The 13,363-nt window shown below is 63.2% G+C and carries 14 protein-coding genes and 2 pseudogenes; 9 read left to right on the top strand and 7 right to left on the bottom strand.

The window, feature by feature from the left end; genetic code table 11:
- Window positions 1–185: 185 nt before the first annotated feature.
- From CAK78_RS02455 to CAK78_RS02445, 3 genes are all read right to left on the bottom strand, one after another.
- Window positions 186–1,244 (bottom strand): NAD(P)H-dependent flavin oxidoreductase, encoded by a 1,059-nt coding sequence (locus tag CAK78_RS02455; protein ID WP_094696252.1) that lies wholly within the window; start codon window positions 1,242–1,244, stop codon window positions 186–188.
- Window positions 1,241–1,525 (bottom strand): Pathogenicity locus, encoded by a 285-nt coding sequence (locus CAK78_RS02450; RefSeq protein WP_094696251.1) that lies wholly within the window; start codon window positions 1,523–1,525, stop codon window positions 1,241–1,243. The genes CAK78_RS02455 and CAK78_RS02450 overlap by 4 nt, the downstream gene beginning before the upstream one ends.
- A 68-nt stretch (window positions 1,526–1,593) precedes the next feature.
- Window positions 1,594–2,241 (bottom strand): ribonuclease T2 family protein, encoded by a 648-nt coding sequence (locus CAK78_RS02445; protein WP_017788714.1) that lies wholly within the window; start codon window positions 2,239–2,241, stop codon window positions 1,594–1,596.
- 230 nt (window positions 2,242–2,471) lie between these two features.
- Between CAK78_RS02445 and CAK78_RS02440 the strand changes: the two genes are divergently transcribed.
- Both CAK78_RS02440 and CAK78_RS02435 read left to right on the top strand, forming a co-directional pair.
- Entirely contained in the window at window positions 2,472–3,032 is a 561-nt protein-coding gene (locus CAK78_RS02440; RefSeq protein ID WP_005309014.1) for a carbonic anhydrase, read from the top strand.
- Between the two features lie 145 nt (window positions 3,033–3,177).
- Window positions 3,178–3,471 carry a hypothetical protein gene (locus CAK78_RS02435; protein WP_094696250.1) on the top strand — a complete coding sequence of 98 codons (294 nt, stop codon included), beginning with the start codon at window positions 3,178–3,180 and terminating at the stop codon, window positions 3,469–3,471.
- 69 nt (window positions 3,472–3,540) lie between these two features.
- Here CAK78_RS02435 and CAK78_RS02430 read toward each other — a convergent pair whose 3' ends face one another.
- A complete protein-coding gene (locus tag CAK78_RS02430) occupies window positions 3,541–4,449 on the bottom strand; it encodes an SAM hydrolase/SAM-dependent halogenase family protein (protein ID WP_094696249.1) in 909 nt (302 codons plus the stop codon).
- A gap of 171 nt (window positions 4,450–4,620) precedes the next feature.
- Here CAK78_RS02430 and CAK78_RS23325 point away from each other — a divergent pair.
- Window positions 4,621–4,977 (top strand): annotated as a pseudogene (locus tag CAK78_RS23325) (hypothetical protein); the annotation flags it as partial.
- Here CAK78_RS23325 and CAK78_RS02420 read toward each other — a convergent pair.
- A pseudogene (locus CAK78_RS02420) lies at window positions 4,968–5,696 on the bottom strand (MFS transporter); the annotation flags it as partial. The pseudogenes CAK78_RS23325 and CAK78_RS02420 sit on opposite strands and share 10 nt — an antisense overlap.
- Before the next feature lie 219 nt (window positions 5,697–5,915).
- Between CAK78_RS02420 and CAK78_RS02415 the strand changes: the two are divergent.
- The 5 genes from CAK78_RS02415 to CAK78_RS02395 all read left to right on the top strand — a co-directional run bounded on the left by CAK78_RS02415 (window position 5,916) and on the right by CAK78_RS02395 (window position 9,795).
- Window positions 5,916–6,818, top strand: coding sequence for a LysR family transcriptional regulator (locus CAK78_RS02415; protein ID WP_094696248.1), 903 nt, complete (start codon window positions 5,916–5,918; stop codon window positions 6,816–6,818).
- Between the two features lie 102 nt (window positions 6,819–6,920).
- Complete coding sequence (locus CAK78_RS02410; RefSeq protein WP_094696247.1) at window positions 6,921–8,168, top strand: DEAD/DEAH box helicase; 1,248 nt, start codon at window positions 6,921–6,923, stop codon at window positions 8,166–8,168.
- Window positions 8,169–8,294: 126 nt separating this feature from the next.
- Complete coding sequence (locus CAK78_RS02405) at window positions 8,295–8,729, top strand: GNAT family N-acetyltransferase (protein ID WP_065017926.1); 435 nt, start codon at window positions 8,295–8,297, stop codon at window positions 8,727–8,729.
- Complete coding sequence (locus tag CAK78_RS02400; protein ID WP_094696246.1) at window positions 8,726–9,367, top strand: FMN-dependent NADH-azoreductase; 642 nt, start codon at window positions 8,726–8,728, stop codon at window positions 9,365–9,367. Before CAK78_RS02405 ends, CAK78_RS02400 begins: the two co-directional genes overlap by 4 nt.
- A complete protein-coding gene (locus CAK78_RS02395; RefSeq protein WP_094696245.1) occupies window positions 9,364–9,795 on the top strand; it encodes a carboxymuconolactone decarboxylase family protein in 432 nt (143 codons plus the stop codon). The genes CAK78_RS02400 and CAK78_RS02395 overlap by 4 nt, the downstream gene beginning before the upstream one ends.
- A gap of 88 nt (window positions 9,796–9,883) precedes the next feature.
- On the opposite strand, the gene CAK78_RS02390 is transcribed toward CAK78_RS02395, so the two are convergent.
- Complete coding sequence (locus CAK78_RS02390; RefSeq protein WP_094696244.1) at window positions 9,884–11,176, bottom strand: lipopolysaccharide biosynthesis protein; 1,293 nt, start codon at window positions 11,174–11,176, stop codon at window positions 9,884–9,886.
- A 163-nt stretch (window positions 11,177–11,339) separates the two neighbouring features.
- Window positions 11,340–12,104 carry a CphA family subclass B2 metallo-beta-lactamase gene (gene cphA, locus CAK78_RS02385; RefSeq protein ID WP_094696243.1) on the bottom strand — a complete coding sequence of 255 codons (765 nt, stop codon included), beginning with the start codon at window positions 12,102–12,104 and terminating at the stop codon, window positions 11,340–11,342.
- Window positions 12,105–13,060: 956 nt separating this feature from the next.
- On the opposite strand from cphA, the gene CAK78_RS02380 reads away from it, so the two are divergent.
- On the top strand, window positions 13,061–13,363 hold a 303-nt coding region (locus tag CAK78_RS02380), incomplete at its 3' end, for a transposase (RefSeq protein ID WP_141214098.1).

The raw sequence follows: 13,363 nt of genomic DNA, 5'->3' as shown, positions 1-13,363 counted from the left end.
AATTCGTTCTGGCAACCCCTCCCCTGCAATAAAATTGCAAAAAACTGCACTTTTTTAGTTATTCATATCCAGGCACAGCTTTTATACAAACTTATCCACAGATAGTGAGTAGAACAGGGGGTCCGAGTCTTCTTCTCTCCCCTCTTTTCTGACCTCCCACCCGACCCAGCGCTCGCTTTGGCTTCCTATATAGGCATAACGTCAGCCAACCCTGCTTCTTTTACCCAAAGCGAGATCAGCTCGGCAGCCGGCCAGTCACGGCAACCGGAGACATTCTGGCCGGCCCAGAGCGGCGAGCACCCTGCATCCCCCCGCTGTTCGGCTGCACTGCGCAGCGGTGCCAGGGCGCCGCTGGCATGAGGAAAAGCAGGCACAGATTCGGACAGCGGGCCCAACTCTCGCATCAGGCGATTGACGATGCCGCGAGCCGGGCGACCACTGAACAGGTTGGTCAGCGTCGTGTGTTGCCCTGCCGGCGAGTGCAGCGCCGCCCGGTGCAGGGTTGAAGTGGTGGCTTCATGACAGCAGAGAAAGGAGGTGCCCATCTGCACGGCACTGGCTCCCAGCGCCAGTGCGGCGCGAATGCCGCGGCCATCGACAATGCCGCCGGCGGCGATGACCGGCAGCCTCACCGCCTCGACTATTTGTGGCAACAGGGTAAAGGTGCCCTGCTGCAGGCTGAGATCGTCCTCGAGGAAATGACCGCGATGGCCGCCAGCCTCCAGCCCCTGGGCGATGATGGCATCGGCGCCATGGTCGGCGAGCCAGCGGGCTTCTGCGACCGTGGTGGCGCTGGCAAACACCTTGGCTCCGCAGGCCTTCACCCGGGCCAGCAACTCGGGCTCGGGCAGCCCGAAGTGGAAACTGACCACGGCCGGTTTGAACTCGGCCACCATGGCAGCATGTTCGGCATTGAACGGAGCCCGGCTGGGGGCGGCCATACCGGCAGTGTCGCGCACGCTGTATTCGTGATAGTAGGGCGCCAGCCGCTGCAACCAGCGGGCCTGGGCGGCGGGATCCGGCGCCTCCTGCCGGTGACAGAAGAAGTTGATGTTGAATGGCCCCCCGCTTGCCGCCAGCCGGTTCAGCTCTTCGCGCAAGGTGGCAAGGCTCAGCATGGCTGCAGGCAATGAGCCCAGCGCGCCGGCCCGGGTCACGGCCAGTGCCAGCGCGCTGTCCTGAACACCGGCCATGGGGGCCTGAATGATGGGGTAGCGCAGCCCCAGTTTGGCAAACAGCGTCATGATGTCGCCTCTTGCCGCTCGGGAGTGATGCCACCGACCTGGCTGCGCGCCAGCGCGATGGCCCCATCGATGGCCGCGCGGGCCTGCGGGCTGTTCTGCCAGCAGGTCGAGCCCAACATGCTGGCCACCAGTTGCACGATATGGCTAGTGTCGGCCGCGGCCAATTGCACCAGAGTGTGGTAGCCAAGCTGTTCAAGTCGCCCGATGACGGTGGGCCCCACCCCTTTCACGCCGAGCAGCAGCGCCCGCTCTTCACCCGAAAATCCTTGCTTGCTCTTCATTGATCAGACTCCTTTCCCATACCCTCATTGCACATCAGGCCCGCGAGGGGCCTGATGAAGATAAGTGGTCAACGTACGCTGCGCAGCAGGAAGTCCGGCTGGCCGCAGGAGCGCAACTCGCGCTTTTGCATCTCGTCGGAACAGGTGACGGCATCGGTCCCCTCCTTGTTGAGGCAGATATAGACCTCCCGCAGGAAGCGGCCACCGTCGGCGCAGGCCACCGTGATGTTGTCCGGGGCCAGCCAGTCGTTGGCACTGGCCAGATCCGCCTTGAGCTGGAAGCGGCTCTTGCGCAGCGGCTCGGCGGGAGACTGATAGGCGGCCGGGATCTTCACTTTCTGGCGCAAGTCGCTGGCCAGCTGATGAAAATCGTGCTGGCTCAGGCCGGAGCAGGTGCCGTGCTTCTCCCACTCATGGCGATAGAGAAAGCGGCTGGGATAGAGGCCGGCAAACTGCTGCTCCATCGCCGGATCCAGCCGCTCGCGGGTACAACTGCTCGGGTAGCCGCGCTGGTACTGGGGCCAGAGCCCGTGCAGCACGAATCCCAGCTGGCGGGAACATTGGTCCCGGTCGGCCGGCTTGATGGCGCAGTGCTCCGGTGACCAGGAGAGCGCCATGGCGTAGTAGTCAAACTCGCCGGCCTCCCCTTTGGCCTGCACGGCAGAGGAGAACCAGGGGGCCAGCAGCATGCCGAGCAGCACAACAATCTTCTTCATCTTGGGTATCCAGGGTTATGCAAATAGTGTCGAGCGGGCCGTTTCGCCCTCGGGAACGGCCATGCTCCCATATTTTGCCCAAAGGGAACACCCTGCCGGGGCGCCGGCCAATGTCGGGGTCAGACCAGTAAAGGGTTTCCCCTCCCGGCACCGAGGCGTAAGCTGACTCTCCGGCGGGCCCGCACGTCCGGCCTGTTTCCCGTCCGCTTTCCTCTTCAACAGGATGTAACATGATCCGCAAGAATCCCTCCGGCCATCTGCCGGTCATCGACGAGTCAGCCTATATCGACAAGACAGCCATCATCTGTGGCAAGGTGATCATCAAGGAGAACGTGTTTGTCGGCCCCTATGCGGTGATCCGCGCCGACGAGGTGGATGCCAGCGGCGACATGGAGCCCATCGTCATCGGCGCCAACTCCAACATTCAGGACGGGGTCGTCATCCACTCCAAGTCCGGCGCTGCGGTTACCATCGGCGAGTACACCTCCATCGCCCACCGCAGCATAGTCCACGGGCCGTGCGAAGTGGGCAACCGGGTGTTCATCGGCTTCAACAGCGTGCTGTTCAACTGCCACATAGGTGACGGCGCCGTGGTACGCCACAACTCGGTGGTGGACGGCTGCGATCTGCCGCCGGAGTTCTACGTCCCCTCCACCACCCGCATCAACCAGCAGAGCGATCTGGACCATATCCCGCGGGTCTCGGTGGATGCCGCCGAGTTCTCCGAGGACGTGGCCCACACCAACATCGATCTGGTCAAGGGGTACAAGGCGCTCTCCAACGAGTTCTGAGTCCCGCGGTTGCCAGGATCCACAACGGGCGCCCAGGCGCCCGTTGTCATGACTGTAAAGAGGGTGAAAAGGGAGCGTAAAAGCCGTTGAGATGGCGGCCGGCCTGGCGTTTGATGGGCCATCTTCCCTGGATGGAGTCATCCCCATGTCACGTTCCCCCCTCGCACTCACCCTGCTGCTTGCCAGCCTGTCGGCCCAGGCCTGCGAACTGCCAGCCCCGCCAGCCGGTCGCCCCGACGTGCGCCCGCCGGCGTTACCCGCCCCCCTCTATCACGCCAGCAAGCTGGGCCAGGATCCTCAGGCCACCGCCCAGGCGCTGTTCAAGAACATTCCGCCGGCCGAAGCCGACAAACGCTATGAGGTGGTGGTCAGCGTGCGCGAGCTGCCGCCCCAGCCCATCCGGCTTCAACCTGCCGCCGCCCCGCTCAAGGGGCAGTAAGGCCCACCGCTGGACCGGTAATGGAAAGGGCGCCGCAGCGCCCTTGTCATTGTTGGTGCTGGCCAGTGCTTATGAGCACTTCTTCAGGCTGATATGCCAGTTGGCGCCGGATTGCACCTGATGCTTGGCGGCGAAGCTGTCCATGTTCAGCGCCACCGATACCTGCAGCAGGCTGTTGAGGTAGACCAGCGGCTGGCCTTCCGGCACATCGCCAAAGCTGCTGACGTAGGGGGCCTTGCCCTCGTATTTCAGCGCATCCCCTTCGCTGATCTTGATGCAGGCGTTGTCACCCTTGTTGATCCCCGCCTTGGTCAGCAGGCTGTCGTCGATGTTGGTCCAGACGTTGCCGTACTGCACGTCCAGGATCGGAATGGTGCCCTTGAGGGTGCCATCCTGCTCGGCCACCGCCGGCTGATAGGGGATCTTCACCACCTCGGCAGGCAGTTTCGGGCCCACCTGCTCGTAGCTGATGGCACCGGAGGCGAGCCGGGCGCCGGTGTAGGCGTAGACGTCGCGGCCGTGGAAGGTGTAGGACTTCTCGGAGCCCTTGAGGCGGTTGGTCTTCTCGTCGATCTGGCGCACGGTATCGATGCCGAAGTGCTCCGCCACCAGAGTCAGGGTGCCGTTGTCCGGGCTGACGATGTAGTGGCCGCTCTTGGTCTTGAGCACCACCGACTTGCGATCGGTGCCGACCCCCGGATCCACCACGCTGACGAACACGGTCCCCTTGGGCCAGTACTGCAGGGTCTGATAGAGACGGTAGGAGGCTTCCCAGATGTTGTAGGCCGGGATCTCGTGGGTCAGGTCATAGAGCGGCAGGGTGCGATCCACTCCGAAGGCGACCCCCTTCATGGCCGAGACGGCGCCATCCTTGAGACCGAAGTCGGTCTGGATCACCAGCGCCTCGTTGGCGGTGGCAAGGCCGCTGGCCAGCAACAGGGCGAGCGCAAATGCACGGGGGGCGGTACGAATATCCATATCTGAACTCCTGAAGGTAACGACAAAACAACCATCTAGACATCCAGAATGCCATCACTTCCACATATTGCAAGCCGCATTCCCCGGATGGGGGGCACCGAAAGCCCTCGCCAGCAGGTCGCGGCGGGTGTATGGATAGGGCTGAGTCGCGACCGCCACTAAGGAGACCCCATGACCCGCAACCAGACCGCCATCCTGCTCAGCCTGGGGGAACACAGCAGCCAGCTGCAGCTGACCCGGGCCGACGGCACCCGCTTCACCCGCGACTTGGGCTTCGGCCTCGAAGCCATGACGCCGGGCCCGTTTCGCCGGGATCCACCGAGCGCGCTGGAGCTGGAGCAGGCCATCATGGTGGTGGAGGACGTGCTGATGCCGCTGGCCGCCGAGGTGCCGCCCCATGAGGTGGTGACCCTGCAGGCGCCGCTGCCGCTGGCCGAGGTGCTCGGCAGTCGTGAACTGAGCCGGGAGAGCCTGGAGCAGCTGTTCGGCCAGTTTGCCGCCATGGTGGAGGGTGACCCGCTGGCCGCCACCGCCCAGGCGGTAAACAGCGCCAGTGCACAGATGAAGAAAGCCGCCCCGGTAGCCTTGAGCCCCTTCCCCAGCGATCCCCTGCCCTGCTGCGTTGCCGCAGCCGGCACCCCTTGCACGCGGGCGGGCCAGCTCAATGCCACCCCCGCCATGGCGCAGGCCGCCAGCCCCATGATGAGCAGGAAGGGCAGTTGGGTCGGATAGAACTCCAGCTGCAGCGCCAACCCGCTGAACACCGGGCCGAGCGCCAGCCCGGCGGTGAAGGAGAGGGTCGCGCTGAGGGCGGCTCGCTTGCCGCCATCGCGTGGGCCGAAGCGCAGCAGAGCCACATTGGCGGCGCCGGTCAGGGCGCCGGTGCCGATCCCGGCCAGCACCCGCGCCAGCAACAGCGACCAGAAGGAGTCCGCGAGGGAGAACAGCAAGGCGCCCCCCAGTACCGCCAGCAGGGCCGGCAGGATCATGGCGCGCAGATCACTCACCCTGCCCGCCAGATTGCCCACCCCGAACAGGGAGATCAGCACCCCGCCCGCATAGCCGCCATAGATGAGGGTGAGGCTGACATCGCTCAGGGCCAGCACCTGCTGATAGTGGGGATAGAGGGGGGTGGGCACGCTGCTGTTGAGCAGCGCCGACATCAACGCCAGCGGCAGAAACAGCAGGATGGCGCGATGGGAGGTAGCCGCCGCAGCGGGGGCGGCGGCACAGAGGGATGATGACATGCAAGGCTCCGATGAGGGCGGGCAAGGCCGCTGACGAGAGGCGCCATGATAGCGCCCGCCGCGGCCCCTCGACAGCAACACAAATGCATCAGCCTGCTTCAATAATGCATGTCGGTGGCATCTATCTGCATACAGGCGAGTGCACTCTCGCCTTGTGCTCCCGCCGGCGCTGGCTTCTAATGAGCAAGCTCCAACAGGGGCTGACAAACGGGAGGTTCGATGATCAACTGGGACGACGCGCGGTTTTTTCTGGCATTGGCACGGCAGGGCACCCTGCGCGGCGCCGCCGGCGTACTGGGGGTCGATCAGGCCACCGTGGGGCGCCGCATCACGGCGCTGGAGCAGAACCTCAGCTCCAAGCTCTTTATCCGCACCCCCAAGCTCTATGATCTCAGCCCCCTCGGCGAGGCCATGCTGGCGGATGCCAGCCCCCTCGGCGAGGCCATGCTGGCGGATGCCAGCGCCATGGAGCAGGCCATCAAGGCCATCGAACGCAAAGCGAGCGCCGGCGATCAGAGCCTGTGCGGCGAGGTGCGTATCGCCACCACCGACACCCTCGCCCAGGCCTTCGTGCTGCCCGCCCTCACCCTGCTGCGCGAGCGCCACCCCGGCATCCGGCTCAGCCTGCAGACCGCAGTCAGCGTCAGCGACATCGCCTACCGGGAGGCCGATCTCGCCATTCGCGGGCTGCGCCCGGACAACGACGAGCTGGTGATCAAGCGCCTCACCACCATAGAAATGGGGCTCTACGCCTCCCGCGACTATCTGACCCGCCACGGCACGCCCAAGAGCGGCCACGCTCTCAGCCAGCATGCCCTGCTGCTGTTTGCCAGGGAGCTGGTCTCCCGCCACTGGCACAGCCTGTGCGGGGAGCCGCTGCATGAGCCCAACGTGGTGCTGCAGTGCAACGCCCAGCTGCTGTTGCTGGCGGCAGCTCGCCAGGGGCTCGGCATCGCCCTGCTCTCCACCTTTCTGGCGGACAAGGAGCCGGATCTGGTACGCGTGCTGCCCACCCTGTGCGATCCGGTCGACATCTGGCTGGTGCTCCACCCCGACTTGCAAAAAGCCAGCCGGGTGCGCGCCGTGGTGGATGCGCTGGAGGAGGTGTTTCACTGCCGCTGAGCCGGCGGCGCCTTCTGCCCGCAGCCCCGCATCTGTTACCATGCCGACCATCAAGACTGTTTCCAGCGCGGCGTGGCCGCGCCCATCCCGACGGGTACCCTTATGTCCATTGCCTCCTTCGCCGACCTGGCGCTCTCCCCCCGCCTGCAGCAGACCCTGACCGAGCTTGGCTACGCCGCGCCGACCCCGGTGCAGGCCAGTGCCATCCCGCTCATTCTGGCGGGGCGCGATCTGATGGCGGGTGCCCAGACCGGCACCGGCAAGACCGCCGCCTTCGTACTGCCGCTGCTGGAGCAGTTGCTGCAACACCCGACGAGCGATATCCCCCGCCCCATCCGCGCCCTAGTGCTGGTGCCGACCCGCGAGCTGGCGGTGCAGGTGCATGAGAGCGTCACCCGCTACGCCAAGGGCACCGACCTCACCAGCACGCTGGTCTACGGCGGGGTGAGTATCGCCGCCCAGGTCGAGGCATTGAAAAACGGCGTGGATATCCTGATCGCCACCCCGGGCCGGCTGCTCGACCATCTGCGCCAGGGGGCGCTGAGTCTGGCGGCGCTGCGTCATCTGGTGTTTGACGAGGCGGACCGCATGCTCGACATGGGTTTTATGGACGAGATAAAGGCGCTGCTGAAGCAAATCCCGGCGGATCGTCAGACCCTGCTGTTTTCGGCCACCTGCGATGACAACCTGTTTGCCCTCAGCAAGGTGTTGTTGCGTGACCCGGCTCTTATCGAAGTGGCACCGCGCAACACCACGGCGGCCGAGGTGGAGCAGCGGGTCTATACGGTGGATGGCGATCGCAAGCTGGCGCTGGTCGAGCACATGTTGAAGGTAAAGGGCTGGGCACCGGCGCTGATTTTCAGCCGCACCCGCCAGGGGGCCGACAAGCTGGCCCAGCAGCTCGGCAAGGCCGGCATCAATGCGCTGGCCTTCCACGGTGACCTGTCACAAGGCGCGCGGGAGAAGGTGCTGCTGGAGTTTCGCGCCGGCACCCTGCAGGCACTGGTGGCCACCGACGTGGCGGCCCGCGGCCTCGACATCACGGATCTCAACTACGTGATCAATATGGAATTCCCGTTTGTGGCGGAGGATTACGTGCATCGCATCGGTCGTACAGGCCGCGCCGGCAACAAGGGGCTCGCCATCACCTTGTTCAGCCCGGAAGATGCGCCGCTGCTGGAGAAGGTGGAGGCCGTGCTCGACACCCGTTTGCCCCAGCAGTGGTTCCCGGGCTTTGAGCCGGATCTCACCCGCTTCGACCCCGAGCCACGCCGCAGCAGCAAGGCGGCCCAGAAGCAGCGCGCCAGAAAACAGGCGCTCGCTGGCAACAAGAGCAAGGCCCGCCGCTGATCCGGTGAGGGAGCCCAGGCTCCCTCCGCACGGCCACATGGCCTACTCATTTACACCGTTTTTGGCCCTGTGACCGGGTCCATGACGGGCATACAGTGCCTCATCACCCCAGCATGGACACCGGATGTGGCACACACCCTCCACCCCCTCGATGACGAGGCGGCCTTTGCCGCCAGCTTCGCCCTGATGCAGCAGCTGCGTCCCCACCTCAGCTGCCCGGAGCGCTATGTGGCGCAGCTCACCAGGCAGACACAACAAGGCTATCGCCTGCTGGGTGCACGGGACGCCGAACGCATCGTCGGCCTGGCCGGCTATCGCCTGCAGGAAAACCTCATCTACGGGCGCTTTGTCTATATCGACGACCTCGTCGTCAGTCCCGACCTGCAGCGCAGCGGCCTGGGGGCGCAGCTTCTGGACGCCGTGCGCGCCGAAGCCCTGCGGCTGGGGTGCGATCACCTTGTGCTCGATACCGGCCTGCACAATGCGCTGGCCCAGCGCTTCTACTTTCGCTGCGGGTTGCTCTCCCGCGGGATGCATTTTTGCGAGGATCTGCGCCCATGAACCAGGTACTGCTGATCAATGCCAGCGCCCAGGGAGCTGCCTCTCATGCCAACCGGTTGGCGCTGGATCTGGTGGCCTGTCTGCGGCAAGCGCACCCGGCCCTCGCACTGGTCGAACGCCCTGTTGGCACTGACCCCCTGCCCGCCCTGAGCCAGGCCTATGTGCAGGCGCTGACCACGGCCACCCCCTTTGACGCCCCCGAGCTGGCCCTCTCCGAGACGCTGATCCGGGAGCTGGAGCAGAGCGATGCCCTGCTCATCGCCACCCCGCTGCACAACTTCACCCTGCCGGCCGCCCTCAAGCTGTGGATTGACTATGTGCTGCGCATCCATCGCACCTTCCGGTCGAGTACCGAGGGCAAGCTGGGGCTGCTGGCCGACCGCCCCGTCTACGTCCTGGTGGGATCGGGCGGCTTTCATCAGGGCCCGCGAGCCGGGCAACCCGATTTCCTGACCCCCTACCTGCGCCACGCGCTCAACACCCTGGGGCTGTTCAACATCCATTTCTTCTATCTGCAGGGACTGGTGTTCGGTGACGAGGCGGTGCGCCAGACCATCGACACCAACCGCGCGCTGCTGGCACAGCAGCCCCTGTTTAGCCGGCTTGCCGATCCACACCACCTTGGAGTACTGCCATGACTCAGCCAAGACTTCCCTTTTCCACCCTGTCAGCCGAGGCCTATCAAGGGCTGCGCGCCACCAGCGACGCCCTGGCCGCGGGCCCCCTCGGCGCCCCCTTGCTGGAGCTGGTCTATCTGCGCATCTCGCAGATCAACGGCTGCGCCTTCTGCCTAGGGATGCACGCCAAGGCGCTGCGCGAGTGCGAGGTGTCGCAGCAGAAACTCGATTGTCTGGCGGGATGGCGGGTCAGCGACCTGTTCAGCGAACGCGAGCGCGCTGCCCTGGCCTGGGCCGAGACGCTCACTTATGTCCATGAGGCAGGCGCACCGGACGAGCGCTACGCACCGCTCAAGTCCCACTTTTCCGATCGCGAGATCTCGGACCTGACCCTGGCGGCCGCCCTGATGAATGCCTTCAACCGGCTGGCCGTTGGCATGCTGCTGTAACCCGCAAACGGCGCTTAGCCTGTATTCGCGACCCAATAAAAAAAACGCCCGAGCGGGCGTTTTTTATTTTTCGGCTAACCGCAGGCTGCTATGAATCGGTGGCCAGCACAGGCGGCAGGGCCCGCAGGATGCGCTGCTCGGCCAGGGTTGAGAGCACGAACATCACCAGATAACCGAGGCCCAGCGCCACGATAATGGCCACCACGTTGCTGGTGAAGCGGGCCACCAGATAGTAGGCCGCCACCAGCGCCACTATGCCCACCGCGCGGATCAGCAGGCTCTGGGTAAAGTGGCCGTGGGCCTTGAGGTAGGCGAGCTGGTAGCCGTTGAGCATCATGAAGATGAAGAAGAGAGAGAAGTGCAGCAGCACCGGCACGGCCCCCAGATAGTCGGCCGGGAACAGCAGCGACACCAGCGGCTTGCCCGCCAGCAGCATCACCAGAAAGAACACCAGGCTGACGATGGCGCTGAGGCGGAAGATCCAGCGCCGGATCAGGCGGATCTGGCGGTGATCGCCGCTGCGCATATTGACCGCCAGCTCAGGCAGCACGAAGCGATAGATGGGGAAGACGAACAGGGTGGTCATATAGGTGAAGATGGGGCGCACCACCACCTGAAAATCCCCCAGCTCGTCGAGGCTGAAGTGGCGGATGGTGAGCAGTACCGTGATGTAGATCATCAGGATGCTGGCCCCCGCCTCGAGGGAGGCGGTAAAGCTCTTCTTCACATAGCTGCGCATCTCGGGGCCAAGCTCGACCTTGGCCAGCGGCCGGGTGGCGATGGCCCGGCGCCGGTGCAGATACATGTAGCCGGCGATGCCAAGCGAAGAGAAGGTCAGCCCGTAGAAGAGCGAAGGGAGCGCAGCCATCCCAAGCCCAAAGTAGCAGGCCATAAACAGCAGGCCGTTGGCCAGCGGCTCCAGCCAGGTCACCCGGTTGGAGATCCCGTACATCCGGTACATGGCCACCAGATTGGTGAAGTAGACCTTGAGCCCCAGCCCGAAGATGACTCCCACCAGTTGCAGATATTCGGCCCGGATATGGAGCCCGTGCTTGATATAGGGGATCACCAGCCCCCAGGTGAGCAGCACCATGCCGATAAGGAAGTAGCGGAAGATATTGATGATGTCCCGATCGTTCCTGGTCTGGGAGTAGCTCACCACCATGGAGGAGCGAAAGCCGGTCATCAGGATCAAGGAGAGGGAGATCAAATCCACCACGCTGTTGAACAGCGCCAGATCCCCCTTGGCCACCCACTGCGCCAGCCACACCTTGAAGGCGAAGCCGATGATGATGCTGGCAAGGGACGCCCACATGCCGGTGATGAAAGCCTGCTTGAGGCGGCCAAGTGAATCGGGTTGTTCGTCTTGAATTGCGTGCATCACGAAAGGCCCGCCAACTGCGTGAAGAGAGGCCCATCTTATGAAAGGGGGCCGCCCTTGAACAGCCCGAAACTGGGGGCAAGGGCGTCCCCCTGTAACAAACGCCCGACTAGGCGCCTTCTTTAGTGCGTCCAGCGCGTCCTCCGGCTGCCGCCGCGCCGGCTTATGACTGGGGTACGGCCTTGATCAGCGCCTCGTAGTGATCAATCAGCTCAGGCCCATGCAGCGGCGAGTCGTGACCGCCCACCACCGTCTTGATCGGCAGCTTCATCGCTTGCAGCCGCTCAAGCGTCTGCGGATAGGCCTTCACATCGGCAAAGCTCAGGTTGCCCAGCTTCTCCTTGAGGATGCAGTTGCCATAGAGCACCTGCTCATCGGGGAAGTAGACAAAGATGCCGTCCGGGGTGTGGGCAGGGCCCACATAGAAGGCACGCAGCTTGCCCTCTTGCAGCGTGAAGTCGCCATCGTGCACCACGTTGGGCAGCACCAGGGGCAGATCCGGGTACTCCGGCAACCCCTTGCGGGTAAAGGCGACAATCTCGGCCCAGTCGCTCTTCATCAGATCCCGGGTCTGACGGGTCGATACCACCTTGGCCCCGATGGACTTCCAGTAGGCGTTACCGCCCGCCCTGTCGGTGTGGTAGTTGGTGTTGATCACCTCCAGCACCGGCTGGCGGCTGACCCGTTTGATCAGCTTGTGCAGCTCGCGGGCGGTATCCGGCGTCCAGGTCGCCCCCACCACCGTCACTCCCTTGGCCCCGAAATAGACCATGGAGTTCTCTTTGACGTAGTAGTTGTCCTCCACCACATAGACAGGGCCGCTCACCTGCTTGAGGGAGATCCCCGCCGCCCGCACGCTGCCGCCCCAGAAACTCGCCATCAGCACCACGGCCCCGGCCAATCCACACTTCATCCAACCTTTCATCATCTTGCTCCCTCGAACCAACCGCCCTCTCGCCACCCCTGTGGCAAGCCGGGCCTTTTAAGCAGTGGGCAGAAGATACGGGGGATTTGTGAGGGGAAAATGAGGCTGTGTGAAGAGAAGGTGAAGTCTGGGGGAAGTCCGGAGCAATCAGCAGCGACCTCCTATTCGCGATCGCCCGAATACGCTGCGCTATTCGAACCTGCAACACAGATAGCAACCCCTCACCCTAACCCTCTCCCGAGGGAGAGGGGATGGTCCGTGCCAATACCAAGCCACTCATATTCACCCGCACCACAGAGCCAACGCATAATCAGCGGAGCCTGTTTGCCCCCTTCTCCCACTCTTGATCACAAACAAGGGGAGAAGGGCTGGGGATGAGGGGGAGGTAACAATATGCCACATCATGTAGGGACGATTAGCGCAGCGTAATCGTCCGTTTACCGCGAATAGCCTGATAGCAAGAGAAGCAGGAAACCCTGAACATCAGCGTCACCTCAACGCCCTTACTTTCGCGATCGTCCGAATACGCTTCGCTATTCTAACCTACGTCCCGAAACAATAGATATCTCCCGAGCATTCAGTTATATTTTTGAGCGGTCCAGGTCATTAGTTGAAGGTACGATAGTGTTCAACAAATATTTCTTATTTTTTGTATCACTCCTTTTCGCTTTATATCTTGCTTCCATGGTTGCTTACCCATTTTACATTAGCGGCCTAGACTGGAATTATGTGCAGGGTGTGTGGAACACATGGCAAACTTTGAATGCGGCAATGATAGCCCTTTTGGCTAGCATTATTGCTCTTGCTACCACTATGTACTCAGAGCACCAGAAAAGGGAAAGAGAACTTTTAGCTGCAAAAGCTCTCCTACCAGAAGCATTAACTCAGTTAAGGAAAGTGCGAACAAGTCCTTGATGTGAGATCATGAACCCCACTTGGCATCAGGGATGAGGTTCAGCATGAGTCACCAGCTCACCTTCGCGGACTGCGAGTTCAATGGCAAACGCCGTAAAACCCGTAAAGAGATATTCTTGGCTCGCATGGAGGCTGTGCTCCCATGGCCAAGGATGCTGGGGGTCATCGAACCCGTCTATCCCAAAGCTGGTAACGGGCGTCGTCCCTACCCACTCGATACCATGCTCCGCATTCACTGTATGCAGCAGTGGTACAACCTCAGCGACGGCGCCATGGAGGACGCACTCTACGAAATTGCCTCAATGCGTCTGTTTGCCAAACTCTCCCTGGACCAGGCTATCCCTGAC

Source organism: Aeromonas sp. A35_P, assembly GCF_002259925.1.
In the GTDB taxonomy this organism is placed as follows: Bacteria; Pseudomonadota; Gammaproteobacteria; order Enterobacterales; family Aeromonadaceae; genus Aeromonas; species Aeromonas dhakensis.
This window is presented reverse-complemented; position numbering and strand designations above follow the sequence as displayed.

Coding starts and splice junctions, on each gene's coding strand:
- CAK78_RS02455 (WP_094696252.1), bottom strand. CDS start 1,244: ATGACGCTGTTTGCCAAACTGGGGCTGCGCTACCCCATCATTCAGGCC.
- CAK78_RS02450 (WP_094696251.1), bottom strand. CDS start 1,525: ATGAAGAGCAAGCAAGGATTTTCGGGTGAAGAGCGGGCGCTGCTGCTC.
- CAK78_RS02445 (WP_017788714.1), bottom strand. CDS start 2,241: ATGAAGAAGATTGTTGTGCTGCTCGGCATGCTGCTGGCCCCCTGGTTC.
- CAK78_RS02440 (WP_005309014.1), top strand. CDS start 2,472: ATGATCCGCAAGAATCCCTCCGGCCATCTGCCGGTCATCGACGAGTCA.
- CAK78_RS02435 (WP_094696250.1), top strand. CDS start 3,178: ATGTCACGTTCCCCCCTCGCACTCACCCTGCTGCTTGCCAGCCTGTCG.
- CAK78_RS02430 (WP_094696249.1), bottom strand. CDS start 4,449: ATGGATATTCGTACCGCCCCCCGTGCATTTGCGCTCGCCCTGTTGCTG.
- CAK78_RS02415 (WP_094696248.1), top strand. CDS start 5,916: ATGATCAACTGGGACGACGCGCGGTTTTTTCTGGCATTGGCACGGCAG.
- CAK78_RS02410 (WP_094696247.1), top strand. CDS start 6,921: ATGTCCATTGCCTCCTTCGCCGACCTGGCGCTCTCCCCCCGCCTGCAG.
- CAK78_RS02400 (WP_094696246.1), top strand. CDS start 8,726: ATGAACCAGGTACTGCTGATCAATGCCAGCGCCCAGGGAGCTGCCTCT.
- CAK78_RS02395 (WP_094696245.1), top strand. CDS start 9,364: ATGACTCAGCCAAGACTTCCCTTTTCCACCCTGTCAGCCGAGGCCTAT.
- CAK78_RS02390 (WP_094696244.1), bottom strand. CDS start 11,176: ATGCACGCAATTCAAGACGAACAACCCGATTCACTTGGCCGCCTCAAG.
- cphA (WP_094696243.1), bottom strand. CDS start 12,104: ATGATGAAAGGTTGGATGAAGTGTGGATTGGCCGGGGCCGTGGTGCTG.